Raw genomic sequence first — 26,353 nt, forward strand, 5'->3', positions numbered from 1 at the left:
AGTCAGGGAAGCCGCCATGCAAACCGCCAAACGTTTTGTCAGCCGACTCACACGCCAGACCCTCGCACTGGTGCTGGCTGGAGGTCGGGGATCACGTCTGTACGACCTCACCAAATGGCGCGCGAAACCCGCCGTCCCATTCGGTGGCAAGTTCCGCATCATCGATTTTCCATTATCTAACTGTATCAACTCCGGTATCGGTCAGGTCGGGGTGATTACCCAGTACAAATCCCACTCCCTGATGCGCCACATCCAACGCGGCTGGGGCTTTCTGCGCGGAGAACTTGGCGAGTTTGTGGAACTGCTGCCGGCGCAGCAGCGCATCGAGACCTCCTGGTACGAGGGCACAGCGGACGCCGTGTTGCAGAATCTGGACATCATTCGCAGCCACGCGCCCGAGTATGTACTGATCCTCGCCGGGGACCACGTCTACAAGATGGACTACGGCACCATGCTGGCCTATCACGTGGAGAACGACGCCGACGTCACCGTGGGCTGTATCGAAGTGCCGCTGGAGGACGCGTCGGCATTCGGTGTGATGTCGGTGAATGATGAGCTGCGGATCACCGAGTTTGTCGAGAAGCCAGAGCAACCCAAACCGATGCCGAACCAGCCGGAGAGGGCATTGGCATCCATGGGTATCTATGTGTTCAGCACACGGGTTCTGTTTGATGAATTGCTCAGGGATCATCAGCTTGCCACAGACTCTTCACATGATTTCGGCAAAGACATCATTCCCTCCATCATTGCCCGCCTGCGGGTGATGGCATTTCCTTTCCGCAACCCGGTACAAGACAAGCCGGCCTATTGGCGAGACGTGGGCACCATCGATTCCCTGTGGCAGGCCAACCTGGAACTGATCGGTATCAGCCCGGAGCTGAACCTCTATGATCCGGACTGGCCCATCTGGACCTACCAGGAACAGCTGCCGCCGGCAAAGTTCATTTTTGACGATGACAACCGCCGGGGCATGGCAGTAGATTCCATGTTGGCCGGAGGCTGCATCGTCTCCGGCGCGTTAGTCCGGCATTCCCTGCTGTTCTCGCAGGTGCGGGTACATTCGTTCACCACGGTATCGGATGCGGTGATTTTTCCCGATGTGGATATCGGCCGCCACTGCGAAATCCACCGCGCCATTATTGACCGTGGATGTCGTATTACGGAGGGCACCACCATCGGCGTCGATCCCGACAAGGACCGGGAACGGTTCTACGTGTCACCCAAGGGCGTGGTGCTCGTCACCCCCGAGATGCTCGGGCAGGATTACCCCCATGGCCTCTGACCGCCGCACGCCCGTGGTCTTTTGCTGGCACATGCATCAGCCGGGCTACCGGGATCAGAAAACCGGTACCTTCCTGTTTCCCTGGGTGTACCTGCATGCCCTGAAAGACTACAGCGATATGGCCGCCCACCTGGAGGCGCACCCGGGTGCCCGAGCTGTGGTGAACTTTGCCCCGATCCTGCTGGAGCAGATTGAAATCTACCTGGTGGATATTGAACGCTGGCGCCACTGTGCCGGCGAGATCGGTGATCCGCTGTTGGCGGCACTGGTAGCTGGCGAACTGCCGGAACCCGGCGCGCCGGGGTTCCTCGACATCATGGAAAAATGTTTGCGGGCCAACTCTGAGCGCATCATTCAGCGCTTTCCAGCCTTTGCCCGCCTGTCACAGCTCGCCGACTTCTACCGTTCCCGGCCGGAAATGCAGCGATACATCGCCCCGGCGTTCCTGTCCGATCTGCTGGTATGGTATCACCTGGGCTGGATGGGCGAGATCATCCGCCGCCGCAATGCCTGCGTGCAGTCGCTGCAGGAGAAGGCTCAGGGTTTCAGTGCCGATGACCGCATCGCTCTGCTGAACGTGATCTTCGACACCCTCGCCGGCATTGGTCCTCGCTACCGCCACCTGGCCCAGACTGGCCAGGTGGAGCTGTCCGTCAGCCCCTACAGTCACACCATGGTGCCGTTACTGATTGATCTTGGTAGCGCCCGGGAAGCCATGCCGGAGATCCCGCTGCCCGCCCATAGCGGTTATCCGGAAGGTATGGCCCGCGCCCGGTGGCAATTTCAGCAAGCACGGGAGGTGTTCCAACGCTTTTTCGGAATGGAGCCGACCGGATGCTGGTCGTCGGAAGGGGGCCTCAGCCAGCAGACACTCCAGCAACTCGCGCAAGCTGGCTTCCGGTGGACGGCAAGCGGTGATTCCGTACTCCACAACAGCCTGCGTTCGGCGGGAGCGGCCGGGCAGGGAATCAAGAACCCGTCCATTCATCAGGCCTACCGGTTCGGCGATGCGGACATCACCGTTTTTTTCCGGGATGACGGCCTGTCTGACCTGATCGGGTTTACCTACGCAGACTGGCACGCCTCGGATGCTGTCGCGGATCTCACCTCTCATATGGAAACCATTGCGTCCCACGGCACTGATCTCGGGCCTCAGGTGATTTCGGTAATTATGGATGGGGAAAATGCGTGGGAATACTATCCGGAGAATGCCTTTCACTTTCTCGATGAACTGTACGAGGTTCTCGAGAGCCATCCCCGCTTGCAGCTGACGACCTACCGGGAGCTGCTTGAGCAGGGCGATCTATCGCCGGTCAGCCTACCCACGGTCGTCGCCGGCAGCTGGATTTACGGCACCTTCTCAACCTGGATCGGAGACCCGGACAAGAACCGCGCCTGGGATCTGCTTTGTGAGGCCAAGCAGCATTTTGATCGCGCCGTGGATAACGGCGCGCTGACGACGGAACAAAAAGCGGCCGCCACGCAACAGCTGGCAATTTGCGAAGGCTCAGACTGGTTCTGGTGGTTTGGTGATTACAACCCGGCCCAGGTGGTCAGTGATTTCGAACACCTGTACCGGCGGCACCTCGTGAACCTGTACGAACTGATTGGCTACCCGGCACCCCCTTCGGTGTTCCAGAAACTGAGCCAGGGCAGTGGCGCTCCCGCCCGCGGCGGCGCGATGCGCCCGGGCCATGATGCGGACACCGGCGCATGACCTCCGGCCGCCAATTATCGGAGGTTCTGAACCACCGGCGCGCAGGCGTGTTGCTTCATCCAACCTGTTTGCCCTCCCGGCACGGACTGCTCGGCCAGAGCGCGCGCCGATTTCTGGACTTCATGGCAGAGGCCGGCCTGACCGTTTGGCAAACCCTGCCTCTGGGACCGACTCACGCGGATCTGTCGCCCTATCAGTCGTTATCCGCCCACGCCGGCAATCAGGAGTTCATTGATCTTGAGGAACTGGTAGCGGCGGGCCTGGTCCGCCAGGATGAGCTGGGTTCGGAAAACAACAGCGCGCAGCGAAAATCTGTTCTGGCGCTGGCAAGTGACCGCTTCTTCAACGATTCAGAGGCGCGACCCGAGGCATCGGGCAGGGATGAATTTACCGCGTTCTGCGCTGCTAACGCGCAGTGGCTGGATGACTACTGTCTGTTCTGCGCCATTCGTGAGGTCTATCCCGACCAGAGCTGGCTGGGCTGGCCCAGTGAGCTGAGAAACCGGGAGCCCGGGGCATTGGCCCGTTTTACGGAAACTCACTGGGAATCACTGCGACGACTGCGATTCGAGCAGTTCCTGTTCGACACTCAATGGCATCGGCTTCGGGATTATGCCAGCGAGCGGGGCATTCTGCTGTTCGGAGACATCCCCATCTTCGTGGCACACGATAGCGCCGATGTGTGGGCCGAACCATACCTGTTCAAGCTGGACAAGAATGGCCAGCCACAATGTGTGGCCGGCGTGCCACCGGATTATTTCTCGCCGGAAGGCCAGCACTGGGGCAACCCGGTCTATGACTGGGACGCGATGGCAAAGAACGACTATGCATGGTGGTTGTCGCGTCTGGACACCCAGAGGCGTTTCTTCGATCTGATCCGCATCGACCATTTCCGGGGACTGCACGCGTATTGGGAAATCCCGGCCGACCAGCCGGCACCGAAGAACGGTTATTGGGTGGAGGGCCCGGGCACACGATTCCTTGAGGCCTGCTTCGGGCGTTTTCCCGATTTACCCCTGGTGGCCGAAAATCTGGGCATCATCAGCGACGAGGTGGAGGCACTGCGTCATTCCTTTCGCTTGCCAGGCATGACCGTGATTCAGTTCGGATTTGACGGCAGCGCCGGCAATCCCCACCTGACCCACAACCAGCGGCGACGGGATCTGGTGTATTCCGGCACCCACGACAACGACACCACCCTGGGTTGGTACCTGAGCCTCGACAACCACACCCGCGGATATGTTGATCATTACCTCGGAAACTCTGCGGACCCGATGCCATGGCCGGTAATCCGGGCGGGCTTCCAGTCAGTCTGCCAACTGGCCATGTTTCCGATGCAAGACTTGCTGGGTCTGGACGGAAGCAGCCGCTTCAATACGCCGGGCACGACCTCAGGAAACTGGATCTGGACACTGGATTGGAGTCTTTGTGCAGACGGGTTAGCTGACCGTATTCACGAATTGGCAAGACTTTACGGGCGTCTTCCCTAGGCTTGCATGGGAGACGAATTGCAGGTGGTTAATAGTTGACCTGAATCAACAGCGGTTTTCCCGTATAGGGTCTATTATTTGATCAATAATGACCCAACTCGGGTGTTCGATCAGCGAATAGGGGAGGCCCCATGGAACACAGGCTCAGCAAGCGCATATTGGGAAAGCTCGGGCTTCTGGTTTACAAGCGCGGCTTGCCGGTCGCGACGGGACAGATCCGCGACGCCAGCAAACGCGGGCTATTCATTGCCACCGATTACACCGATGTTCAACTGAATCAGACAGTTGAGCTGGAATTCAGATTTCCGGACCGGAAAGAAAATGCTTTCCGTCGCATAAAGGCGCACGTGGTCCGCAAATGCGACAACGGGCTCGGGGTGGATTTCGAGGGAATGGATAACGATGGGTTCACCATCACCGCCTTGTTGTCCTGGCTCCACAAGCACAATCACATCGTCAGCCACTTTCCACCAATACGGCACAACTCCTATCACTGAGCACTGCAATTTCTGCAACAGGGAAGATCATCATGGAACGACTCAAGGACAAGGTGGCCATCGTAACCGGTGGCGCACTGGGCATTGGTAAAGCAGCGGTGACGAGAATGGCGGAGGAGGGCGCCGCTGTGGCCATTTTTGACTGCAAAGATACGGAAGGCGAAGCGCTGGCAGTGGATCTGGTCGAACGTGGCCTGAAAGCCCATTACTGGCACTGTGACGTGGGATTCGAAGCCTCGGTGCAAAGCGCTACCGGCAGCGTAAAAGGGCACTTCGGTCGAATTGACGTGCTGGTCAATAACGCCGGAATTGCCGGCGCAAACAAGCCAACCCATGAGTTGACGGAACAGGAATGGGACGAGGTGCAGCGGGTGAACGTGAAAGGCGTGTTCTTCTGCACCAAGCACGTGATTCCTTATCTGAAAACCGCGGGTAAGGGCAGTATCATCAACCTGTCATCCATTTATGGCCTGGTCAGCGCGCCGGACATACCCCCCTATCACGCTTCCAAAGGCGCGGTGCGCCTGATGACCAAAACCGATGCGTTGATCTATGCCCCGGATCAGATCCGCGTGAATTCAATTCATCCCGGCTTCATCTGGACGCCGTTGGTGGAGGAGCATCTGAAAACCACAGGTGCCGATCCCGAGGAAGCCCGCAAAGCGACAGCCGCATTGCACCCCATTGGTCACATGGGTGAGCCTGACGACATTGCCTGGGCCATTGTGTATCTCGCGTCGGATGAGTCGAAATTTGTCACCGGATCCGAGCTGGTGGTTGATGGTGGTTACACCGCGCACTGATTGACAGACGGATAACGCGCCCATGCCAGCCTCCGCCGGGCTTTACCTTCACCGCAAACTGCCGGGTGAACTGACCGGGCTTGCCGAGCTCGCGCTGGATCTGCGCTGGACCTGGCACCACGGCAGCGACGTGCTCTGGCGTTCCATCGATCAGGAATGCTGGGACGCCACCCATAACGCCTGGCTGGTTCTCAACAGCGTGTCTGGCAGGCAGCTTGACCACCTGGCTGAAGACCCCACGTTCAGCGAACTGCTGTCTCACCAGCTTGCAGCCTACGATGCGTTCTGCCAGTCCCCCACCTGGTTCGGAGACACCTGGCCGGATGCGCTGGCCGGGCAGGTAGCCTATTTCTGTATGGAATACGGACTGGCCGAGTGTTTGCCACTGTATTCCGGTGGGCTTGGAATACTGGCAGGAGATACACTGAAAGCAGCCAGTGATCTGGGCATTCCGGTGATTGCCGTGGGCCTGCTGTATCAGCAGGGGTACTTTCGCCAGGAAGTGAGCGCCGACGGCGAGCAACTGGAGTTCTACCCCTACAACGATCCCACCATGCTGCCATTGATGCCGCTGAGAGACGATCAGGAAGAGTGGGTGCGCATTGCGGTGGATTTACCCGGCCGGTCGGTACGCCTGAGGGTGTGGATTGGCCGTATCGGTCGCTGCCGTCTTTTGCTTCTCGACAGCAACGACCCCCGCAACGAACCGAAAGACCGCGGCATTACCAGCGAACTCTACAGCGGTGATCCGGAAAAACGATTGCAACAGGAACTGGTGCTGGGTATCGGCGGCTGGCGACTGTTGCAACACATGGGCATTCAACCGTCGGTGGTTCATATCAACGAAGGGCACTGTGCGTTCGCGTTGGTGGAGCGAATCCGGGCCCTGAGCAGCAGGGCCAACCTGAGTTTCGACGCCGCGCGCGCGGCAACCCGCGCCAGCAATCTGTTTACCACCCACACCTCTGTTGCCTCCGGCTTCGATCTGTTTCCCGCCAGATTGATTCGTCAGTATCTGACCGATTATCTGCAAGACATGGGGCTGGACGTCACCACCTTTCTGCAATTGGGCCAGAGGGAAGGGCGCCACGATGACGAGTTCAATATGAGTTACCTGGCCGTTCGCCTGAGCGGCCGCATCAACGGCGTTAGCCGCATCCACCGAGAGGTGTCCCGCCATATATTCAGCGACCTGTTTCCCCGCTGGCCGCTGAAAGACATCCCGGTGGAGTACGTGACCAACGGTGTGCATACCCCCAGTTGGGATTCGCCGGAAGCCGATGCCCTCTGGACGACCGCCTGCGGTAAAAACCGCTGGTGCGGGAATCTGGAGCAGACCCGGGTGCCATTTGGCACTATTTCCGATGACAGTCTCTGGGCGATGCGCACTCACCAGCGTCACCGGTTGATCCGGTTCCTGAGGGCACGGCTGCACAGCCAGCATTGTGAGCACGGGAACGGCTCGAATGTGGAAGCTGCCTGCGGTCTCCTGCTGGATACCGACGCCCTGACACTGGGCTTTGCCCGCCGCTTCACCGACTACAAACGACCAGACCTGTTGCTGACTGACGAGCCACGTCTGCTGAAACTGCTGCATGACCGCGACCGGCCGCTGCAGATCGCGCTGGCCGGCAAGGCTCACCCCAACGACACCCGTGGCAAAGCCATCATCAAACGCTGGAAACAGTTCATTAAACGTCATGATGTGCAGGGCCGCGTGGTGTTCATCGACGACTACGACATTGGCGTGGCCACTGAGCTCATACAGGGCGTGGACGTGTGGCTGAACACCCCGAGGCATCCCTGGGAAGCCTGCGGCACCAGCGGTATGAAAGTGCTGGTCAATGGTGGGCTGAACCTGTCGCAGTTTGACGGCTGGTGGGCGGAAGCCTGGCGACCGGAGGTGGGCTGGGCCATTCGCGAGGACGCCACTTTCAGCCAACTGAGCAGCTCTGCCGAACACGACGAGGAAGACGCCGCAGAGCTGTTCACCCTGCTGGAGCAGGAAGTTGTGCCCCGCTTTTACGATTGCGATCCCAGTGGACTGCCCAAACATTGGTTGGCGATGATTCGTGCGAGCATGGAGACACTGACGCCCCTGTACTCAGCAAACCGCATGTTGCGGGAGTACACCGAGCGCTTCTACCTCCCGATGGCCGCAAAAAGCCACGAACGCCTTCCTGAGATTGCCGAGGAACTGGTGCAACAACAGAGATTGCTACAGGAACACTGGCCGTTACTACGGTTCGGGACCCTGGAGGTCAGCGAGCAGGCTGATGGCATGGACGTTAGCCTGAACGTTTACCTGAATGGGCTTGATCCGGCCCTGGTGAAGGTGGAGCTGGTGGCGGAAGCCTGGGAGAAGGGCGGCCGTGCGGTGATCGGGATGCGCCGGGAAGCCGCTTTGAGTGGCTCAACGCGAAGCTATGTGTTTCGCTGCCGAGCGCCGGCTCGCCCCCTTGAGCATTACACCCCGCGACTGGTGATGGCAGAGCGGCGGCTCAACCTGCCGCTGGAAGACCCGCACATTCTGTGGCGCTCGTAACCGGTTCAGCTGCGCCAGAACGCCGGGGACAGCACGATGACCACGCTGAGTATCTCCAGACGCCCCATCAGCATACCCACAGCAAGAATCCATTTGGCGGCGTCCGGCAACGACTGGAAGGTCCCCGCAGGCCCGATAATGGCTCCCAGACCCGGGCCTACATTGGTCAGCGCCGTCAGTGCGCCCGACAGGCTGGTGATGAAGTCCAGCTGAAGTGCGGCCAGAGCTACGGTAATGACCAGCAGACACAGCAGGAAAATGAAGGTATAGGCGATCATCGAGGAAATGATCTCATCACTGACCGCACGCCCGTTGTAGTTACGGGTCAGCACCGCACGTGGGTGCAGCAGGCGCATTAACTGCTCCCGAAGCACAATGAGCGAGAGCTGGAATCGGAAAATCTTCATGCCACCGGCGGTGGAGCCGGAACAACCGCCTACGAACATCAGGAAGAAAAACAGCACGAAGGCCAAGGGTCCCCAGGCAGAATAATCTTCAGAGGCATACCCTGTGGTGGTGACCACCGAAGTCACGTTGAACAGGGTGGACACGTATCCGTGAAAGGGGTCGAAATCGCCGGTGGACACGTACCAGCGATACAGTGTCAGCATGGCCGGAATCACCAGCAGAATGGTCAGGAACAACCGGACCTGCTGGTCCCGGAACAACACACCATGCTGGCCATGCATTTCCCGCACAAAAAGGAAAAACGGCAGGCTGCCAATCATCATGAATAGACTGCCCTGAAGCAGGATCAGATCAGAGTCAAACTTGCCCATTGAGGCGTCCGATGTGGAGAAGCCGCCAGTCGCAATACTCGTAAGGCCGTGGTTGAAGGCATCAAACAGCGTCATTCCCGAGAGCCAATAAGTCACCACAGCAACGATGGAAAAAACGATATAGACCACCAACAGCCCGCGACTCAGGGTTTTCATACGCGGCAGAGCCTTGTCCGTCCATTCTGAGGACTCCGTTGCGAAAAGTCGCATGCCACCGACGCGCAGAAACGGAAGCACCGCTACGAACATGCCGATAATGCCGATACCGCCAATCCACTGCAGAATTGAGCGCCACAGCAGCAAGTCCCGATCCATGGAATCCAACCCTGTCAGCACCGTCGCACCGGTGGTTGTGATGCCAGAAGTGCCCTCGAACACGGCGTCAACCAGCGATATGCCGGTGTCACTCAGATAAAAGGGAAGAGCACCGAGCAGGGCGATGACGAACCAGCTGGAAACCGTCAGCACAAACATGAAACGCGGCTTCAGATCTCGCGGTTGGCGGTAAGTCGCCAGAATACCGAGGATTCCGAGTGCACACACAATAGCAGCCGATTCTGTGAATGCCTCCGCGTTGGGAGCCACAGAACCTGCAAGAAGAAACACCGGTAACGTCATGAATATGCTCAGGAGCACAAACATCACGCTGATGATAAAAATGACAGGATTCAGATTTCTCAAGGGAGCTCGAACCGGCTGATAAGAGAGTCGGCGTCAGAATACATGCGGCCCGGAGCTTACGCAAGACGCCGAACCACAGCTTGCTGCGGGTTGCCGGGACATTAAATCGATGTAAATATCGGGTAAATGACGAACTCTGCGCTGGATTAAATCGTTGTGGTGGTGCAATTTCAACGCAACCCATCATTGATGATCAGAAAGGAGTAAAGATAGCGATGACAACTACACGTTCACTGGTCTTTGGTCTTGTTTCCCTCGCCGGCGCTGTCGCAGCCACTCCGACTATGGCGCAGGACATGTATAAGTCAGGCGGCACCGGTCTTTACGGCGGTCTTAACTACACCTTCTTCAACCTCGACGAAGGCTCCGCAGACGCCGACTTCGGCGCTCTGTCAGGGAAGATTGGTGGCCTGGTCTCGCCATATTTCGGACTTGAGGCCCGTGCCGGGTTTGGCGTAGACGATGACACCGTTGGGGGTATCGACTTCTCGGTTGATAACTTTTTCGGGGGCTACGCCACCCTGAACCTTGCCAACGAGTCTCCGGCAACGCCGTACGTTATTCTCGGGTTTACCCGTATTGAACTTGAGGCTGAAGGTCCCTTCGGCAGTGTGACCGATGATGACTCCGATCTGTCGTACGGCCTGGGTGTGAATATTGAGATGGCACCTCAGTTATCCGGCAACCTCGAATACATGCGTTATTATGACAAGGACGGCACCACCATAGACGGCCTCGGCCTCGGCGCAACCTTCCACTTCTGACCGGAGAAACCGTCGGCCATGGCGGGGCAGGGACCCTGCCGTGGCGGATTGCACTCGGGGACTCTCTTGAACCATCTGGCCCACCTCTTCCTGTCACCAGACGCTCCGCTGATCCGAATCGGAAGCCTGATGGGGGATTTCGCCCGTGGCATCGATGTTGACGGATTGCCGCCCCAAGTCAGGCAGGGCATCCGACACCACCGGGCGGTAGACGCCTTCACCGACACCCACCCTCAGGTGCTTGCCAGCAAACGCCTGTTCTCCTCGCAACGTCGCCGTTTTGCCGGCGTTGCCCTCGACATGCTCTATGATCACTACCTGTTAAGACACTGGCAACAGTTCAGTAATCTGGACACCGGTATCTTTATCGCTGGCATGTATCGCGAGTTCCGCGAACATGAGCACCTGATGCCTGACAACATGCGCCGGGTGACCCGGAGAATGGCCGAAAACGACTGGTTCAACGCCTACGCTGATCTCGATAATCTGGGTTATGCGCTGAATCGCGTGGCCGGACGTATCCGTTTCAGGCACCGGTTTTTCGACATCATCCAGGAAATCGAAGAGCACGACCGGGAGCTGGAACAACGCTTCCTGTCATTTTTCCCAGACCTGATCACCTTCGCAGGAGAGAATTAATGAAGTTAATTGCAGGACTCACCCTGGCAACAGTCTTGAGCTCAGCAATGCCGATCATGGCCGAAGAGAACAGGAAAGCCGAACGTCCCCCGGAATCTCTGGGGTTTGTGGAATGGGTTGTGTTGCAGGACACCGGGCTGAGATTGAAAGCACGCCTGGACACCGGCGCCAAAACCTCTTCACTGCATGCGGTCAATGTGGAGTCATTTGAAAAAGGTGATGAAAAGTGGGTGAGCTTTCAGGTGCCCCTTGCGGATCACCGCGACCAGGAGAGTGGCGAGAAAGGCGTGAAGCCTGACGACGTAACGCTTGAGTTTGAGCGGCCGGTGGAGCGCACTGTCCTTATCAAACGTAAAGGCGCCGAATCCCAGCGACGCTACGTTGTGCGCATGGAATTCTGCATTGCCGGGAGCACCCACGAAACCGAGTTTTCTTTGACGGACCGGGGCCGGTTTTCGTATCCGGCGTTGCTGGGCCGCCGATTCATGAGCGATGACAACATCCTGGTTACGTCTGCAGACGCCTTCCTGGCTGAGAAGGAGTGCGAGCATCAGACCCTTGACCAGATCGCCGAAAGCGCCAATAACGCCACGCCGGTCAAGTGAATTCAGGCCAGGCGACTCATGTCGCTTGCTGCACTGGCCAGGAAACCTTGCGGTTTTGTTCCGGACTCTCCTAAACTGCGGTAGCCAAGCCGCCAAAGGCTACACACAAAAGAGGTCAACATGTCTGCCGCAGGTTTCCGCTTACTGCCATTGAGCATTGCAGCCGTGATCACCACGGGCTGTGCGAGTTTCTCATCAACCCCGTCTCTGTCAGACGACCCCTGTGCCGACCTCCAGTCAATCATCGCTGACTACCCGAATCGATACGCCGACCTTCGTGGCAGCCGCTCCGACTTCAATACCGTAACACTATACCGCGCCAAGAAAGACATCGTGAAAGGGCATTGCGAGATCTGGGAGTGGGCCGGTGGCGATACGGCGTATGTCTGTTCACTGAACGCACCGAACAACGAGATCGCGGAGCATCGATACGAGCAAACCGTGGAGTACGTTGGCGGCTGCCTGGGTGACAACTGGCAACCGGAAATCGCCAACCGGACCCGTGACGGTGAAGCCGCAGGGGTAGTGACACGCTACCGTAACCCTGACGCGGGTGATCTTGTCATTTCAGTTCATAACGTGTCCGTCAGCGGAACGGGGCGCGCAGCACGATCCAACTATGTGTTCATCGGGACTGCCGGGCGGTCGAGCCAGCTCTAATCCACTTGGGTCGGTTTTTTCATCGAAGAGTTAGAGTGGGGGTTATCGGGGATGCCACTGTAACGTGGCATTTGCGGCAGCTGCCGAGTCGTATGTCTTGAGTTCCAAATATCCTATTTAACATAATATACATTATGCGCAGTTCTGTGAGGGCTTTAGACCGGCCTCATCACGACGAACAGCTGTAGTGCGACGACCCGCCCATGTCAAAGAGCTCCGGGGGCTTTGACCTGTAGTATTTCTTCTTAATGTCCTCCGATTGCTCATCGTAAGGCTGCGTCATCACATTCTGCAGTTCTCGCAGTAATGCGTAGTCACCCGAGGCCGCTTGCTGATAGGCCGGCACAACGAACCACTCCCTCAGGCTGAACTTCGGGTTAGCAAGCTTCATCTGATTGGAAAGCGCCTCACGAGAGCCAGGTCGCGTGCGCGACTGCCAATTTGAGAGCCATGCCGCCCAGCGCTTGCCCAGACCTTCGGGGTCCGAAGCATGGGTCATGCCCTCGTAGAAGCTCTTCCTGAGTGGCTCAACGTTATCTGGTAAGTGCGAGAGTTCCCGGAAGAACATGGTGTAATCCACACGCGTTTGCATCATCAGCGTTGCCAACTCGCGGAACAAATCCGCATCGAACGCATCAAGCCCGAGCTTGGCCGCCCACATTTTCTCCATCTGCGCCTGCATCACCTGAGGGAATTCACTCTCAATATCCTCCAGCTGCCGCAGACACTCCGGGTGCTCTACCACTAATGGCCGGAGCGCCGAACAAAACGAGTGGAAGTTGCGTTCGGCCGCGGCTGGTTGATTGAGGAATGCATAATGATGACCTCCACCCGTCCAGGGTTGGTAGTGCGGATCAAACACATCGCAGAATCCGAAGGGCCCATAATCGAGCGTAAAACCACCCGCCGCGCAGTTGTCGCTGTTGAAATTTCCCTGGCAGTAGCCAACCCGGATCCAGTTCGCCACCAGCGACGTCAGCCGACTGCGGAACTCACGTGCCAGCAGCACCACTTTCTCGGCGGTAGTCAGTGACGGATCGATAACGCCACCGTACTCACGATCGATCAGGTGCAGGACAATCTTCTCGAGCTCCTCCATCGCCTGCGGATGTTCCAGCTTGCGGGCACGACGACCAAAGAGCTCAAGCTGCCCTACCCGGATGAACGACGGTGCCACACGCGTAGAAATGGCAACGGGATCGGAGACAAGGATATCGGGATCTATTGAGCGTGAGCCCTCTGAATACCATGGACGCCTGACGGTTTCGGTTTTCGACACATACAGGCTCAGAGACCTTGAGGTGGGCACACCGAGCGCGTGCATGTGCTCCTGAGCCAGGAACTCTCTGACACTGGACCGCAGAACGGCCCGTCCGTCTCCACCCCGGCAATAGGGTGTGCGCCCTGCCCCTTTCAACTGCATTTCCCAACGTTGCCCGTTGGCGACCGCCTCCAACACCGAAATAGCGCGACCGTCGCCGTAACCATTGCCGGTCTGGAACGGGCATTGCCGGTAAAATTCGTTGCCGTAGATGGACAGTGCGTAGCCGCACGCCCACCCGACGTTGCGCAGGGGCTCCGGAAGCCGGGACAAGTCACCGGAGAACATACGGACGAAGTCGCTGGACCGCGCCATGGCGTCGGCGAAACCCAGTTCGCGAAACAGATGTGTCCCGTGCGCGACGTATTCTGGGTTTCCGATGGGCGTGGGATTGACCGGCACATAGTGCCCCGAGAAGACCTGTCGTGGCTCGTGGTCAGCTCCGTCAGCTTTTCCCTCAGGATCGCGGTTGAGCGTGTCCACGAGGGAATAGTCTGCCAAGGTTGCGAGATCGTCGAGGGTCGCGACCGTGTTAACCGTTGGGTTTGCTAGCAAGATCCTTCAATGCCTCCATGGCCTCATCAGTTCGATCGCTGGGCACGAAAATATGGTCGTGATAAAACCCCGCAATGACGTTGGTGGTAATGCCTCGCTCGGCAAGCAGGCTGGTCACCACGGAGGTCAGCCCCAGGGCTTCAAGACTGGAGTGGCCCTCGAGCGTGATGCGGCGGAAAATTCTGTAGTAATCAAGGCCCTCGGCTTTGGCCTGTTCCAGCGGAATCACGAGGGTCAGGCCCTCCAGTTCGGCGATGCTGACAATCGGCTTCAGCTTATCCAGCTCTCCGTACTGTGCCCGTGGCACTGTGCAGTAGACGTAAGTTGTCGAATCCAGTCTTGGCGAGAGCTGTGTGATCAAATCCTGAAGAAACTGCGTTCGGTTCATCGCTAACTACCCTTTTAGCCGAATGGTGTTACGGAAAGCATACAGCAAATCAAACTAACTCTTCATGCCCACAATACCAAGCAGCCGATGGCTCGACGGATACAGTCTCTTCGACAATGATCCTTAACGGTGCACAGGTGAGCGGGTGAACCGACTTCGTGTGCTCAACCGGCGCATCAATGCCTGAGCGACCGCTACCCGCCTAATCGCATATCTCATCATATTCAGTAGGTTAGGAACAGAATCAATAGATTGGCGCGAAAACTGCTGTCACCTAACTGCCGTTGAAGGAAACCCTTTTTACGGCGAACTGGTCATACAGAGCAAAGGCGCTCATCGATTGGAGTAACGTCCGATCGATGGGCGTTTTTTTATGCCTATAAGAAAAATCAGACCCCGGCACAGCGCGGATAGGTCTTTACCGCTCGGCGACCACAATTTCATCCCAAAGACCTTATGGACAACGAGGAATAATCATGAAAAAGCACTCTGTGTGGCTGCTGGGCGGCACTCTCCTGCTGTCAACGACCGTTACGGCGGAGGATCAGAACTTTCACGATGCACTGAGCAGTGGCATCGTTTCCGGTGATATTCGTCTGCGTTATGAGTCTGTCGAGCAGGATAACGCGCTCAAAGACGCCGACGCACTCACCGTTCGGACCCGCCTGGGTTACAAAACCGGCGCCTATCACGGTCTCTCAGGACTTTTGGAGTTTGAGGACTCACGAACCGTTGCCGGACTGGATGATTACAACAATACCCTGGGAAAAAACCCCGACTATTCAGTTATCGCAGACCCTGAAACAACGGAAGTGGATCAGGCCTATCTCCAGTACACCCGGCATGATGTAACCGCCAAACTCGGTCGCCAGGTCATCACATTCGACAACCAACGCTTCGTGGGGCACGTTGGGTGGAGGCAGGATCGACAAACGTTTGATGCACTGCGTCTGAGCTACGCCCCAGCCTCGGACCTTAGCGTGGATTACGCCTTCCTGAATCAACGCAATCGCATTTTTGCGGAGTCGGGCGACCTGAACAGCAAGGATCATTTGCTGAATCTGGGCTACCAGACCCCTCTGGGCAAACTGAGCGGCTATGCGTATTTGCTGGAAGTGGATGAAGGTGCGGATAACTCCCTGGACACCTACGGCCTGCGCTACGCCGGAAAATACGGTGTGAGCGACGTCGACCTGATTTACGCGCTGGAATACGCCACCCAGGAATCGGAAGCTGCCGCTAGCGATTTTGATGCAGATTACTACAAGGTTGAAGCCGGCGTTGGCATTCAGGGTGTTACCGTTGCCCTGGCCTATGAAGTTCTAGGTTCAGACGATGGCGCCTACGGGTTCTCCACACCTCTGGCCACCCTGCACGCCCACAACGGCTGGGCTGACCAGTTTCTCGCTACACCGGTTGTGGGGCTGCAGGATGCCTCACTGACGGTCAGCGGACCACTCGCCGGGGGAAAATGGGCGATGGCCTATCACGATTACAGCGCTGACGAGTCGTCAGCGGCGGTTGACGACCTTGGTGATGAATGGAACCTGGCCTACAACCGCAGTTTTGCGACGCATTACGCCGCCGGCATCAAATACGCCACCTACGCCGCCGGCGACAGCGCGGCGGGTAAAGTGGATACCGACAAGTTGTGGCTCACCCTGGGCGCAACCTTCTGACACTTTCGGGGGGTCAGGTGTTGCGCTTGGTCCCCTCGATTCCAAGACGCTGGTTGACCGAATCACGAATCTCCCGATACCGATCCGGGTTCTGCGCCAGCGTTTCAAGATCGTCCTCCGGGAAGATCTCTTTTCTCTTTGCCTGTGCGACGTCTGAAGCGCACACCGCCGGCAACATCTGTTCAAGGCACCGCAGCATGACCTCCGGCGACACCGAGGCGCCCGGCGACGCCCCCAGCAATGTGCCGTAGGTTTTGTCGGTAGAAACGAGGATTTCCGTACCCATCTGGAGGTCCCCGTCTTTGATAATTTGTACACGCTGGCCGGCCTCGATCGGCGCCCAGTCGAACTTTGTGCTCAATCCGGGGGCGAAGTTCTCCAGCTCATCAAACATGCTCTGTTTGCCTTTGAACGTCTCTGACACCAGATACTTGACCAGGGGGAAATGCTCCAGCGCCACGTTCACCATGCCCGGAATATCGTGTAACCGGATCGAGCGTACGTAATCCAGCACACCGCGACCTCTCTCGAGAACCGGCTTGAACGACGCGAAAGGCCCGAAAAGCAGGTAATGCTTGCCATCCACCACCCGCAGGTCCAGATGCGGCACCGACATGGGAGGCGCGCCCACTTTCGCTTTGCCATAGGTTTTCGCGCGGTAATCCGCCGCCTGTTCTTCGCTGATCGGGGCCTGCAGGAAACGGCCACCCACCGGGAAACCGGCAAACCGGTTGCGGAAGGGCAAATGGCTTTTCTTCAGCAGCGGAAATGCACCACCGCCGGCACCCACGAAGAGCAAATCCGCCCGGTGCTGAACCGCAACTCCGCCGCTTTCGGCCTCAACAACCCAGCGCCCCGTCGGGCTTCGGTGAACACGTTTTACGTGTGTGTTGTACTCGAAAACGACCCCCAGGTCTTTCTCGGCATGGGCCGCCATCTGTTCAGTGAGCGCCCCGAAATTCACATCGGTGCCGGTCTCGATGACCGTTGCGGCCATTTTTTCGTGGCGGGGGCGATCCTGCATCGTGAAGGGAATCCAGGATTTGATCTGGTCAAAGTCCTCGGAGTACTGCATATGCTCGAAAAAATGGTGCGCCGACATTTCCTTGAAGCGCAATCGCAGTTCTTCGATAGCGGATTCGGACACAATGGTGCAGTGCTTGGTTTGATTGATGAACGTTTTCGGGTCCTTGATGGCCCCCTTCGCCAGCAAGTACGTCCAGAACTGCTTGGCGACATTGAACTGGGCGTGAATCTTCAGCGCTTTCTCGACCGAAATGACTTCCTCATCCACCGGCGTGTAATTCAGCTCGCAGTTCGCTTCATGCCCGGTGCCTGCGTTATTGAAAGCCCACGAGTTCCCCGCTCCGGCGCTGCCCAGTCGCTCAAGGATGGTGATGTCCAGTTGGGGGGCCATTTCTTTTGCCAATATGGCAAATGTGGTGCCCATGATCCCCGCGCCGATGATGGTTACATTCATAAAAAATGCCCGCCAGTGTCTGATCTTCTGAAGTGACTTGATGCCAATATGAGTCTGTAAGGTACCACGCAGGCGGCCTGCGCGGAAAATACCCCGATGCGGGCAATCGGGGTAGCACGGTCGTTCAGGTTCTGTAGTGGTCGAGTTGCACCTTTAACTGTTCGACCACGGATCTCACGTTTTCTGCCGCCTTGTTGGTTGATGCTGCGTTTTCATCGCTGACAGCCGCCATCTGCCGAATCGTTTCCAACCTCTGGTTGATGTCCTCTGACACCTGGCTCTGCTGCTCTGCCGCACTGGCCATCTCAATATTGGTGTCGCGAATCGAACGGACACTCTCACGCAACTCGTTGATGGCCATTCCGGTCTCGCGAATGGTGCCGCTGGCCTCCTCAGCGAGCCTGCTGCCATCGTTGATGACAGCCGTTACGCTTTGGACCCCTTCCTGCAGAAACTGAATCTGATCCTGGATTTCCTTGACCGAATCCTGAGTCCGGCTTGCCAGTTTGCGCACCTCCTCTGAAACCACCGCAAACCCGCGGCCATGCTCGCCCGCTCTGGCGGCCTCGATCGCCGCATTCAACGCCAGCAGATTAGTCTGCTCGGAAATGTTCTCGATCACCGACAAAATACTGCCAATGCTGTCGGACGCATTCTTGAGTGACGTACTGGAGTTCACTGAGCGCTCGCGGTTGGCAAGCTGTTTGGCGATGGTCTGGGTGGTCTGTTCGATCAGCGATTGTCCGTTCTCGGCCGCATCGTCTGCGGCTTTCGCCAGCTCCTCGGCCCGGGAGGCGCTTTCGGCAACACTCTGGGCCGTTGCACTCATCTCGTTCATCGCGGCCGCCACCTGCTCTGTTTGCGTGGTCTGACGGACCACCACCGACTCTGATTCGGAAGCGATGGTTTTGAGATTGGCGGACGACTCCGACAAGGTGGCCGTGGACGCCTTGGTATCCGAAATCGTGCTTTGCAGCCGATTCATCAGCTTGTCAAAGCCATTGGCCATGGTGCCGAGTTCGTTGGCACTGGTGGAATTGAAACGGGCGGTGAGATCCCCCTCCCCTTCAGCGATGTCGTTGATGGCATCATTCATTTTCCGCAGCGGCTCGGCGATGACAAATTGAATCAACAGCGCAAGACATACGATCATGACAACGCCCGCCACCGTAATCAGGAACACCGCTCGCAGGCCTTGTGCCCAGACCATATCCGACACTTCATTGTTGGCGTAACCGGTAACGACACCGTAGCCCCAGGGTTCGAATTCGGTCTTTTCGAGCTGCCAGTCTTCGGGTTTGTTCTCCAGGATCTCCGCGATCTGGTCCGTCTCATACACATCAGAGTGCATGCGCAGTCTGCCCTGATCGTCCACCAGTCCTACGAAGCCGTTGTCCAGCAGGCGCGCGGAGGCGATGGCACTGCTCAGCTCCGACAAGTCCGCGGAATAGCCCACATACCAGATTCCCACCACCTCATTGGCCCGGTTCCGCATGGGCCGATACGCGGTCAGATACGGGTTGCCGAGAATCTCGACCTGCCCGAAGTAGTCCTCACCACGCAAAATGGCCTTACCGGCGGCACCATTGAGGTTGAGCTTGGTGCCGGTGGCCCGTGAGCCATCCTGTTTTTTAACATTGGTCGACACGCGAACAAAGTCCGACCCATCTTTCACGAACAATGTGGCGGTTCCCCCCATGATGGCGGTAACGCCATCCACAAGATCGTAGTTGTTGTTGATCAGTGTATTACCCAGGAACAGCGCCGGTGTCACGGTGCCGGCGACCGGTTCGCTGCCGTCAATCCGGGGCGACCCGAGCTGCGCGCCGCGCTCGGTTATCAGGTTCAGCGAGCTTTTCACCCGTTCCGCCATCAGCTGGTCGGTAATGCCCAGAATTCTCAGCACATCATTTTTCATTTCGTTTTTCTGGTCGACAACGTCCGTCTTGATGACGGTTCGTGTTTCCCACGCAATGAAGGCGCTGGCGATCATCATGATCATAACGAGCAGGATTGAAACCGCAGTAATGAAAAGATTTCGAATAGTCACATCGTATCCCCAGGGGTGGTGGAATGATCGTACTGAGGTTATCGGCACAATCCGGAATACATGAAGGAAATGATTGCAAAATAATCGACGGGTTCAGTTGAGGGCATGAACTAAAACGGGCCCCCTCCGTACACTTGGAATACCGGGAGCAATCGCATGCAAATTTTCTGGCTCAAACGCAATCTTCGATTGCGAGATTCAGAACCCTTTTTTCTGAGTATGAAGGCGTCCCGATCTCACGGGAGGGTGCTACCGCTCTATATTCACGAGCCCGGCCTGATTGCCCAGCCGGATGTGTCCCGTCAACACCAGATGTTCATCTCTGAAACGCTGGCAGAGCTTTCTGAAGAACTTGAAGCTCTGGGTGGCCAGTTGTTGCAAGCCATTGGCGAAACGGTATCCGTACTGGAGAGAATTCACCGGTGCAGTCCAATCACTCGAATCTGGACACACCGCGAAACCACCCAGAATGCTCAATACCAGCGGGACAGCGCAGCCCGGGCCTGGTGCCGGGAAAACGCGGTTGAAATGATGGAGGTCGAGCAAAATGGGGTTGCCCGCGGCAACCAGGCGCCCTGCCCGTTTGCCGAGTACTTTTCGCGCTCCATCCAGATGTCTCTGAAAGACCCCACAGGGGCGGATCTTTCACAACGATTTGCTCCTTTACCGTTTGCAACCTGCAACATCAACGACATTCCCCTGGCCATGGGCGCCGACAAGCCCGGGCGACAGCGCGGAGGGCGCCGGGCCGCTCAGAATATTCTCAGTCAGTTTTTCAATGTCCGGAATCTGAGCCGGTATCCAGCCCGAATCTCCAGCCCCAACACGGCTTGGGACGGGTGTTCACGGCTATCGACCTACCTTGCCTATGGCATCGTGTCGGATCGGGAGATCTTTCAGGCGGTGGATGGCGTCATCTCCGTCGGTCACAGCAATCTGACGGCACCGGAGTTTGGTCGTCTGCAGGATCGGGCCCGATTTTTCCTTGAGCGCCTGAATTGGCGAAGGCAATACCTTCAGGTTTTCGAGTCTCACCCCCACGTGGAAACCCGATGCATGCTGCCTCAGTTTGACGGCGTCCGCGAAGCGGAATTCGATGAGGGCCTTTTCCAGGCCTGGTCAACCGGCCTTACCGGCATACCCTTTATCGACGCCGCTATACGGTGCTTGCGTGAATGTGGCTGGATCAATATGCGGCTCAGAGCAACACTGGTGTCCTTCGCGACGATGAATTTATGGCTCCCAACCCGCCGGGTCGCACAGTTTCTCGCCACCGAGTTCCTCGATTATGAGCCGGGTGTTCACCATGTCATTCACCAGATTGTCTCCGGCACCTCAGATTTCCAGGCGCTGATGGTCTATGACCCCATGAAACAGGCTCTCGATCATGACCCTCAGGGGCAGTTTATTCGTCGCTGGGTGCCGGAACTCTGCGAGTTGAACGACGGAGAAATCCACGACGTTTCCAGGACAGCGGGCTGCCATTCGCAGAAAGCGGATGACGTCGGACTTGGTCCCTATCCGGCACCGGTGGTCGACTGCAAGTTGACCGCGAAATCCGCCAAGAGTCGGATTCATGCCCTCAAAAACGGCTTTCCAGACCCGGGTCCCGTCGGAACCGAGACGCACTCAAGGCAAATGGGATTGCTTTGAACACAGCGAGATAAAGTGTTCAGTCTAAACAACACGATTTTTAGCTCCGACCATAACTGGTTATTCCGTCTGACCCACACTGCTGCAATGTGCCCGGAACTCGAGTTTACTGATCCGATCATCCCGGTCGACATCGGACACTTGCAGCATTCTAAGCCCCAACTCAAAGTCTGAAGCAGGCGGGCGTCCGGTTGCTGTTTCAGGCACCCCCTCACACTTGAGGTTTTCACCAACGCCGCATTGACGCAGATAGATCAGCTCGGTCTGGTCAATGAATCTGTTGTCGTTGCGATCAGCGCAGTCGAACTGTCCCTGAGCACCCGATGACAAAGTCCGTGCACTCGACGCGTCCGTTGACTGACTTGTGGAGCAGCCTGTCATGCTTACGGTCAGTCCAATTAAAAACACACCGGGAAAAGCTTTTCTCATAACCGACTCCAAAAACGGCCAATGGCCTTATCACCGAATATCAGATTTAGCACTGATTGCTCCCGAAAAGAAAGACTTCGCGCAAATGGCCAGGTAAATCCAGGGATGATAACTGTGTCAAAGGACCCGGCATCAATTGGTGATATTTTCACCGTTCACGTTACAGCATGTAAATGAACTGAATCGCCACGGAGGGATCTGGCCATGCAACGCTCACGGTTTTACCGAGTTTGTCGGATGCACATACCGGCGGCTCTGGTCTGCGCTGCTGCACACTGGACACCAGCAGCGATGGCCAGTGGCCCGCTGGAGACCATCTTCTCGGCAGAGAATGCCCTCTACGGTGCCGGATATGACATTGGGCGAGCGGACGGATGGATAGACGACACCCTGCGCCGTGCCATACGCCAGTATCAGGCCGACACAGACGAGCTGACCGTGTCCGGCAACCTCGACACCCCAACGCTTGATGCTCTGGGAATTCGCGCCCCCTCGCCGCGGGTAATTGCCAGCAACGCGGTCTCGCGACAGGCTCAGGCGCTGGCCGCGCTAAGGCTGCAGAGTCCCGAGCCGTCCCGGCCCGCAGCGCAACCGGTTGCTCGGTCTGAACCGGCGCCGGAGCGCGCCCCGGAACCCGCGCCACAATCAACACCGGAACCTGCCCCGGAACCGGTTGCGGCGGCACAGCCGACAACAGCTCCGCCGAAAGCCACGGCACCCCGCGCAGAGCCCGCGCTAGAAACAGTGCCCGCAGAGAAACCCGTAGTCGCAGAAACTGACATCAGGAAAAAAGAACAAAATGAGGAGGAACAATTTGTTGTGAGCACAACCTCGACAGAGCTTGAAGTGGCTGACGCCGAGGTTCCGGAGAGTGTCGAGACTGAGAATGCCGAGACGGAGAGCACTGAGGCGGCAGGTCCCGCGCCCACGAAAACGCACAGTGACCAGCAACAGCCCCGTGTCCAGAGCGGTGGTGGCTTCTTCAGTTCGTTATTCGACTTTCTGTTTGGCTGGCTGGTGTAAGGAAAGCGCCGTTCCGGTGGCTCAGCAGAATTTCCAGAACGGCGTTTTCAAACGGGTTTCCACCACTTCCGGCGGGTAGCCCACGTCTTGCAACAGGCGCGGGTCCATGGTCATGACCAGGTGAAGAAAGTTACGCTTCATTCTCCACCCCTTGTACAACGAAGCCGCTTTTTTCATCGCGCTTATCCACACTCAGGTAATCGAAAGGGAAAACCGTCTCCGGTTTAAGATAGTTACCTATATTATTGATAAACGTCGTGCCCACAAATACTTGGAAACCACTACTCCGCTGTTACTTTACTCGGAAATAAGTGTTTTTTTGCTTAACCGGACACGCCCGACTGGCGAGTCAGCGCCTGATAGATATCGTCTTTCAGTTGCGCCCTTTTCTGTTTCATTCGGTGGAGTTTGTCGTCTCCGATGGGCGAATCTCTGAGCTCCAAACCTACGATTTCCTGATCCAGAGATGAATACTGCTTTAACTGCTCCTGAAATTTCACATCTTTAGCTTTAAGTTCGTCGATAAGCCCACTGTACTGCGGGAATTCTGCGTGAAGCTCGTGTTTGGAAATACCCATGTGCCGGTCTCCTCTCTGCCGAATGTCAGAGGCCTGACATCGCCCCTCTGTTCATCATAGATCAGCCTGCCGCATTACGCGGGTCTTTGACAAATCGCTAATAACGACCAGGAGTCCATGGGTATAGCATGGTCAGACGTCAAATCCGATACGCCCTGGGATACTCACGCATGACCTTTGCACGCATTACCGGCACCGGCTCCTATCTGCCAGACAATGTCGTTACCAACAAAGACCTTGAAAAAATGGTGGATACCTCGGATGAGTGGATTCGGGAGCGCAGCGGCATCGAGCAACGGCACATTGCGCTGGATAACCAGAGCACCGTCGATCTCGCCGAGCAGGCGGCACGTAACGCCATAAACGCCGCGGGCATCGATGCGCAGGAGATCGATCTGATCGTGTTCGCCACCTCGACCCCAGACAAGATCTTCCCCAGTTCAGCCTGCATTCTCCAGGCCCGTCTTGGCATCCATGGGTGCCCTGCCTTCGACATTCAGGCTGTGTGCAGCGGCTTTGTCTACGCGCTGTCCGTGGCGGACAAGTTCATCAAAACCGGTAGCAGTAAAAAAGCCCTGGTGATTGGCGCCGAAGTATTCTCACGCATCATCGACTGGCAAGATCGCGGCACCTGCGTGCTGTTTGGTGATGGTGCCGGCGCGGTGGTGCTGGAGGCCAGTGAAGAAACCGGCATACTTTCGACCCACATTCACGCTGACGGCCGCTACGAGAAACTCTTGCATGTGCCCTGCGGTGTTGGCAGCAACTACGCACAGGTTAAAGCCGGCCTGGGCTTTGTCGAGATGAAAGGCAGTGAGGTGTTCAAGGTGGCGGTGAACACACTGGGTAAGATCGTGGATGAGACACTGGCTGCCAATCAGATGAAAAAATCCGACATTGACTGGCTTGTGCCCCACCAGGCCAATCTGCGAATCATCGCCGCCACCGCCAAAAAGCTGAACATGTCCATGGAACAGGTGGTGGTCACGGTCAACAAGCACGGCAACACCTCTGCGGCCTCAATCCCCCTCGCCCTGGATGCGGCGGTGCGTGATGGTCGCATCCAGAAGAACGAAGTGGTGCTGCTGGAAGCCTTCGGTGGTGGCTTCACCTGGGGCTCCGCTCTGCTCCGCTATTGATCGTTCTGACTATCCGGTTTGCACACATTAGCCATCCCTGAAGTCTGCCTGGCACTATATACTCACTGAATTCAATGCAGTGATAACAACAAACAGGATTCAGGCGATGACAAACAAGGCAACCGGACGCAAACCCTCGGTGATTATCATCGGTACCGGCTTTGGCGGTCTGTGCATGGCCATCCAGCTTAAGAAAGCCGGCTACCATGATTTCATCCTGCTTGAGAAAGCGGGCAATGTGGGCGGTACCTGGCGGGACAACACCTACCCGGGCGCCGCCTGCGATGTGCAGTCGCATTTCTATTCCTACTCCTTTGAGCCAAAGCACGACTGGTCACGCAAATTCGGTCTGCAGGAAGAAATTCTTGGATATATGGAGCGTTGCGTCGAAAAGTACGCGCTGGCGTCCCACATCCGCTTCCATCATGAAGTTACCGGTGCCGAGTTCGACGAGGCCGGCAACCAATGGACCGTGGCCATCCGGGATGGCGAGCCACTGATCGCCGATGTGGTTGTGACCGCCACCGGCCAGCTGAATCAACCCGCCTACCCGTCCATCAAAGGCATGGACGATTTCACGGGCATACTTTTTCATTCGGCGCGTTGGGATCACAGCGTGGACCTTACCGGCAAGACAGTGGCGGTGATCGGTACCGGCGCCAGCGCCATCCAGTTTGTTCCGGAGATCACTAAAAAGGTGCAATCTCTGAGCCTCTTTCAGCGCTCTGCTGCCTGGGTACTGCCTAAGCCGGACAGACCGTTCAAGGCGTGGGAACAAGCCCTGTTCAAATCCGTGCCCGCCTGGGACCGGGTGTACCGCTATCTGATCTACTGGAAAAACGAGAGCCGCGGGCTGGCATTCACCAAATTCAGTGGTTTGCTGGAGTTGTTCGCCCGCCAGGCCCGGAATGAAGCCCGTAAGCAGGTTACCGACCCTGAAAAACTCAAGCACATCATTCCGGATTACCAGATCGGCTGTAAGCGCATCCTGATCTCAAACGACTGGTACCCTGCCATCAATCAGCCTCACGTGGATCTGGTCACGGAGTCCATCGATCGTATCGATGAAAACGGTGTGGTCACCAAAGACGGCAAGCACCATGACGTGGATGCCATTATTCTGGGCACCGGGTTCGCGGCGTCCGAATTCCTTGCGCCCATGACGATTACCGGTCGCCAGGGTGTCACCCTGAACGAAGCCTGGGCGGAAGGCGCCGAGGCGTACAAGGGCATCTCGGTGAACGGCTTCCCCAATCTGTTCATTCTGTATGGTCCGAACACCAACCTGGCTCATAACTCCATTGTGTACATGCTGGAATCACAGGTGCGCTATGTCATGGGATGCCTGGAGGCGCTGGAGAAATACCCGGGCGCGGCCATGGATGTGCTGCCCGAGCGCCAGAAAGCCTTCAGCAGTGCCATTCAGTCGGGCCTCGAGGGCAGTGTCTGGGCCTCCGGCTGCTCGTCCTGGTACCTGGATGAAAACGGGAAAAATACGGTTAACTGGCCCGGATTCACCTTCAACTACCATCTTTCGACACGGCGTGTGGATACCAACGACTATCAGTTTCTGAGCCCTGCCCAGGCGACCTGAGC

General features: G+C 57.2%; 22 protein-coding genes. 15 read left to right on the top strand and 7 right to left on the bottom strand.

Translation table 11 applies throughout. The annotated features are described in order from the left end of the window. The first annotated feature begins 16 nt into the window (after positions 1-16). The 6 genes from glgC to glgP all read left to right on the top strand — a co-directional run bounded on the left by glgC (position 17) and on the right by glgP (position 8,334). Positions 17-1,282 (top strand): glucose-1-phosphate adenylyltransferase, encoded by a 1,266-nt coding sequence (gene glgC / locus MLC70_RS01675; RefSeq protein WP_248181228.1) that lies wholly within the window; start codon positions 17-19, stop codon positions 1,280-1,282. Beyond that, positions 1,272-2,999: a glycoside hydrolase family 57 protein gene (locus tag MLC70_RS01680; protein ID WP_248181229.1), complete on the top strand. Its 1,728-nt coding sequence runs from the start codon at positions 1,272-1,274 to the stop codon at positions 2,997-2,999. Before glgC ends, MLC70_RS01680 begins: the two co-directional genes overlap by 11 nt. Beyond that, positions 2,996-4,489 carry a 4-alpha-glucanotransferase gene (gene malQ, locus MLC70_RS01685; RefSeq protein ID WP_282448234.1) on the top strand — a complete coding sequence of 498 codons (1,494 nt, stop codon included), beginning with the start codon at positions 2,996-2,998 and terminating at the stop codon, positions 4,487-4,489. The genes MLC70_RS01680 and malQ overlap by 4 nt, the downstream gene beginning before the upstream one ends. 131 nt (positions 4,490-4,620) lie before the next feature. After that, positions 4,621-4,986: a PilZ domain-containing protein gene (locus MLC70_RS01690; protein ID WP_248181231.1), complete on the top strand. Its 366-nt coding sequence runs from the start codon at positions 4,621-4,623 to the stop codon at positions 4,984-4,986. Positions 4,987-5,018: 32 nt separating this feature from the next. Then, positions 5,019-5,789: an SDR family NAD(P)-dependent oxidoreductase gene (locus tag MLC70_RS01695; RefSeq protein ID WP_248181232.1), complete on the top strand. Its 771-nt coding sequence runs from the start codon at positions 5,019-5,021 to the stop codon at positions 5,787-5,789. Between the two features lie 22 nt (positions 5,790-5,811). Then, positions 5,812-8,334 carry an alpha-glucan family phosphorylase gene (gene glgP / locus MLC70_RS01700; RefSeq protein ID WP_248181233.1) on the top strand — a complete coding sequence of 841 codons (2,523 nt, stop codon included), beginning with the start codon at positions 5,812-5,814 and terminating at the stop codon, positions 8,332-8,334. 5 nt (positions 8,335-8,339) lie between these two features. On the opposite strand, the gene MLC70_RS01705 is transcribed toward glgP, so the two are convergent. Beyond that, positions 8,340-9,755, bottom strand: coding sequence for a TrkH family potassium uptake protein (locus MLC70_RS01705; RefSeq protein WP_248181302.1), 1,416 nt, complete (start codon positions 9,753-9,755; stop codon positions 8,340-8,342). Between the two features lie 254 nt (positions 9,756-10,009). Here MLC70_RS01705 and MLC70_RS01710 point away from each other — a divergent pair, with 254 nt between their 5' ends. From MLC70_RS01710 to MLC70_RS01725, 4 genes are all read left to right on the top strand, one after another. Next, a complete protein-coding gene (locus MLC70_RS01710; protein WP_248181235.1) occupies positions 10,010-10,558 on the top strand; it encodes a porin family protein in 549 nt (182 codons plus the stop codon). A 66-nt stretch (positions 10,559-10,624) separates the two neighbouring features. After that, on the top strand, positions 10,625-11,197 hold the full coding sequence (locus MLC70_RS01715) for an acyl carrier protein phosphodiesterase (protein WP_248181236.1): 573 nt from the start codon (positions 10,625-10,627) through the stop codon (positions 11,195-11,197). After that, positions 11,197-11,802 (top strand): ATP-dependent zinc protease family protein, encoded by a 606-nt coding sequence (locus MLC70_RS01720; protein ID WP_248181238.1) that lies wholly within the window; start codon positions 11,197-11,199, stop codon positions 11,800-11,802. The genes MLC70_RS01715 and MLC70_RS01720 overlap by 1 nt, the downstream gene beginning before the upstream one ends. Before the next feature lie 120 nt (positions 11,803-11,922). After that, positions 11,923-12,462, top strand: coding sequence for a hypothetical protein (locus MLC70_RS01725; RefSeq protein WP_248181239.1), 540 nt, complete (start codon positions 11,923-11,925; stop codon positions 12,460-12,462). Between the two features lie 169 nt (positions 12,463-12,631). On the opposite strand, the gene MLC70_RS01730 is transcribed toward MLC70_RS01725, so the two are convergent. After that, the gene (locus tag MLC70_RS01730) at positions 12,632-14,338 is read right to left on the bottom strand and encodes a protein adenylyltransferase SelO (RefSeq protein WP_282448235.1); all 1,707 of its coding nucleotides are present in this window, start codon (positions 14,336-14,338) and stop codon (positions 12,632-12,634) included. Then, positions 14,316-14,726, bottom strand: coding sequence for an ACT domain-containing protein (locus MLC70_RS01735; protein WP_248181240.1), 411 nt, complete (start codon positions 14,724-14,726; stop codon positions 14,316-14,318). The genes MLC70_RS01730 and MLC70_RS01735 overlap by 23 nt, the downstream gene beginning before the upstream one ends. Before the next feature lie 476 nt (positions 14,727-15,202). Here MLC70_RS01735 and MLC70_RS01740 point away from each other — a divergent pair, with 476 nt between their 5' ends. Further along, a complete protein-coding gene (locus MLC70_RS01740) occupies positions 15,203-16,405 on the top strand; it encodes an alginate export family protein (protein ID WP_248181241.1) in 1,203 nt (400 codons plus the stop codon). A gap of 13 nt (positions 16,406-16,418) precedes the next feature. On the opposite strand, the gene MLC70_RS01745 is transcribed toward MLC70_RS01740, so the two are convergent. After that, positions 16,419-17,885 (bottom strand): malate:quinone oxidoreductase, encoded by a 1,467-nt coding sequence (locus MLC70_RS01745; protein ID WP_248181242.1) that lies wholly within the window; start codon positions 17,883-17,885, stop codon positions 16,419-16,421. A 124-nt stretch (positions 17,886-18,009) separates the two neighbouring features. Then, positions 18,010-19,935, bottom strand: a complete 1,926-nt coding sequence (locus tag MLC70_RS01750; protein WP_248181243.1) for a methyl-accepting chemotaxis protein — start codon at positions 19,933-19,935, stop codon at positions 18,010-18,012. Positions 19,936-20,091: 156 nt separating this feature from the next. Here MLC70_RS01750 and MLC70_RS01755 point away from each other — a divergent pair, with 156 nt between their 5' ends. Next, on the top strand, positions 20,092-21,588 hold the full coding sequence (locus tag MLC70_RS01755; RefSeq protein ID WP_248181244.1) for an FAD-binding domain-containing protein: 1,497 nt from the start codon (positions 20,092-20,094) through the stop codon (positions 21,586-21,588). 60 nt (positions 21,589-21,648) lie between these two features. Here the strand turns inward: MLC70_RS01755 and MLC70_RS01760 are convergent, their stop codons facing one another. Beyond that, the gene (locus MLC70_RS01760; RefSeq protein WP_248181246.1) at positions 21,649-22,017 is read right to left on the bottom strand and encodes a hypothetical protein; all 369 of its coding nucleotides are present in this window, start codon (positions 22,015-22,017) and stop codon (positions 21,649-21,651) included. Between the two features lie 204 nt (positions 22,018-22,221). On the opposite strand from MLC70_RS01760, the gene MLC70_RS01765 reads away from it, so the two are divergent. Then, complete coding sequence (locus MLC70_RS01765) at positions 22,222-23,040, top strand: peptidoglycan-binding domain-containing protein (protein WP_248181247.1); 819 nt, start codon at positions 22,222-22,224, stop codon at positions 23,038-23,040. A gap of 323 nt (positions 23,041-23,363) precedes the next feature. Here MLC70_RS01765 and MLC70_RS01770 read toward each other — a convergent pair whose 3' ends face one another. After that, a complete protein-coding gene (locus MLC70_RS01770; protein ID WP_248181248.1) occupies positions 23,364-23,618 on the bottom strand; it encodes an HP1242/YdcH family protein in 255 nt (84 codons plus the stop codon). Between the two features lie 170 nt (positions 23,619-23,788). Between MLC70_RS01770 and MLC70_RS01775 the strand changes: the two genes are divergently transcribed. Together MLC70_RS01775 and MLC70_RS01780 are read left to right on the top strand one after the other, a co-directional pair. Then, a complete protein-coding gene (locus MLC70_RS01775) occupies positions 23,789-24,757 on the top strand; it encodes a beta-ketoacyl-ACP synthase III (RefSeq protein WP_248181304.1) in 969 nt (322 codons plus the stop codon). A 106-nt stretch (positions 24,758-24,863) separates the two neighbouring features. After that, the gene (locus MLC70_RS01780; RefSeq protein WP_248181249.1) at positions 24,864-26,351 is read left to right on the top strand and encodes a flavin-containing monooxygenase; all 1,488 of its coding nucleotides are present in this window, start codon (positions 24,864-24,866) and stop codon (positions 26,349-26,351) included. Positions 26,352-26,353: the final 2 nt, after the last annotated feature.

Source organism: Marinobacter goseongensis (assembly GCF_023156235.1).
In the GTDB taxonomy this organism is placed as follows: Bacteria; Pseudomonadota; Gammaproteobacteria; order Pseudomonadales; family Oleiphilaceae; genus Marinobacter; species Marinobacter goseongensis.

Excerpts from the sequence above, each read along its gene's own strand:
- glgC (WP_248181228.1), top strand. The coding sequence starts at position 17 with ATGCAAACCGCCAAACGTTTTGTCAGCCGACTCACACGCCAGACCCTC.
- MLC70_RS01680 (WP_248181229.1), top strand. The coding sequence starts at position 1,272 with ATGGCCTCTGACCGCCGCACGCCCGTGGTCTTTTGCTGGCACATGCAT.
- malQ (WP_282448234.1), top strand. The coding sequence starts at position 2,996 with ATGACCTCCGGCCGCCAATTATCGGAGGTTCTGAACCACCGGCGCGCA.
- MLC70_RS01690 (WP_248181231.1), top strand. The coding sequence starts at position 4,621 with ATGGAACACAGGCTCAGCAAGCGCATATTGGGAAAGCTCGGGCTTCTG.
- MLC70_RS01695 (WP_248181232.1), top strand. The coding sequence starts at position 5,019 with ATGGAACGACTCAAGGACAAGGTGGCCATCGTAACCGGTGGCGCACTG.
- glgP (WP_248181233.1), top strand. The coding sequence starts at position 5,812 with ATGCCAGCCTCCGCCGGGCTTTACCTTCACCGCAAACTGCCGGGTGAA.
- MLC70_RS01705 (WP_248181302.1), bottom strand. The coding sequence starts at position 9,755 with ATGTTTGTGCTCCTGAGCATATTCATGACGTTACCGGTGTTTCTTCTT.
- MLC70_RS01710 (WP_248181235.1), top strand. The coding sequence starts at position 10,010 with ATGACAACTACACGTTCACTGGTCTTTGGTCTTGTTTCCCTCGCCGGC.
- MLC70_RS01720 (WP_248181238.1), top strand. The coding sequence starts at position 11,197 with ATGAAGTTAATTGCAGGACTCACCCTGGCAACAGTCTTGAGCTCAGCA.
- MLC70_RS01725 (WP_248181239.1), top strand. The coding sequence starts at position 11,923 with ATGTCTGCCGCAGGTTTCCGCTTACTGCCATTGAGCATTGCAGCCGTG.
- MLC70_RS01735 (WP_248181240.1), bottom strand. The coding sequence starts at position 14,726 with ATGAACCGAACGCAGTTTCTTCAGGATTTGATCACACAGCTCTCGCCA.
- MLC70_RS01740 (WP_248181241.1), top strand. The coding sequence starts at position 15,203 with ATGAAAAAGCACTCTGTGTGGCTGCTGGGCGGCACTCTCCTGCTGTCA.
- MLC70_RS01745 (WP_248181242.1), bottom strand. The coding sequence starts at position 17,885 with ATGAATGTAACCATCATCGGCGCGGGGATCATGGGCACCACATTTGCC.
- MLC70_RS01755 (WP_248181244.1), top strand. The coding sequence starts at position 20,092 with ATGCAAATTTTCTGGCTCAAACGCAATCTTCGATTGCGAGATTCAGAA.
- MLC70_RS01760 (WP_248181246.1), bottom strand. The coding sequence starts at position 22,017 with ATGAGAAAAGCTTTTCCCGGTGTGTTTTTAATTGGACTGACCGTAAGC.
- MLC70_RS01765 (WP_248181247.1), top strand. The coding sequence starts at position 22,222 with ATGCAACGCTCACGGTTTTACCGAGTTTGTCGGATGCACATACCGGCG.
- MLC70_RS01770 (WP_248181248.1), bottom strand. The coding sequence starts at position 23,618 with ATGGGTATTTCCAAACACGAGCTTCACGCAGAATTCCCGCAGTACAGT.
- MLC70_RS01775 (WP_248181304.1), top strand. The coding sequence starts at position 23,789 with ATGACCTTTGCACGCATTACCGGCACCGGCTCCTATCTGCCAGACAAT.
- MLC70_RS01780 (WP_248181249.1), top strand. The coding sequence starts at position 24,864 with ATGACAAACAAGGCAACCGGACGCAAACCCTCGGTGATTATCATCGGT.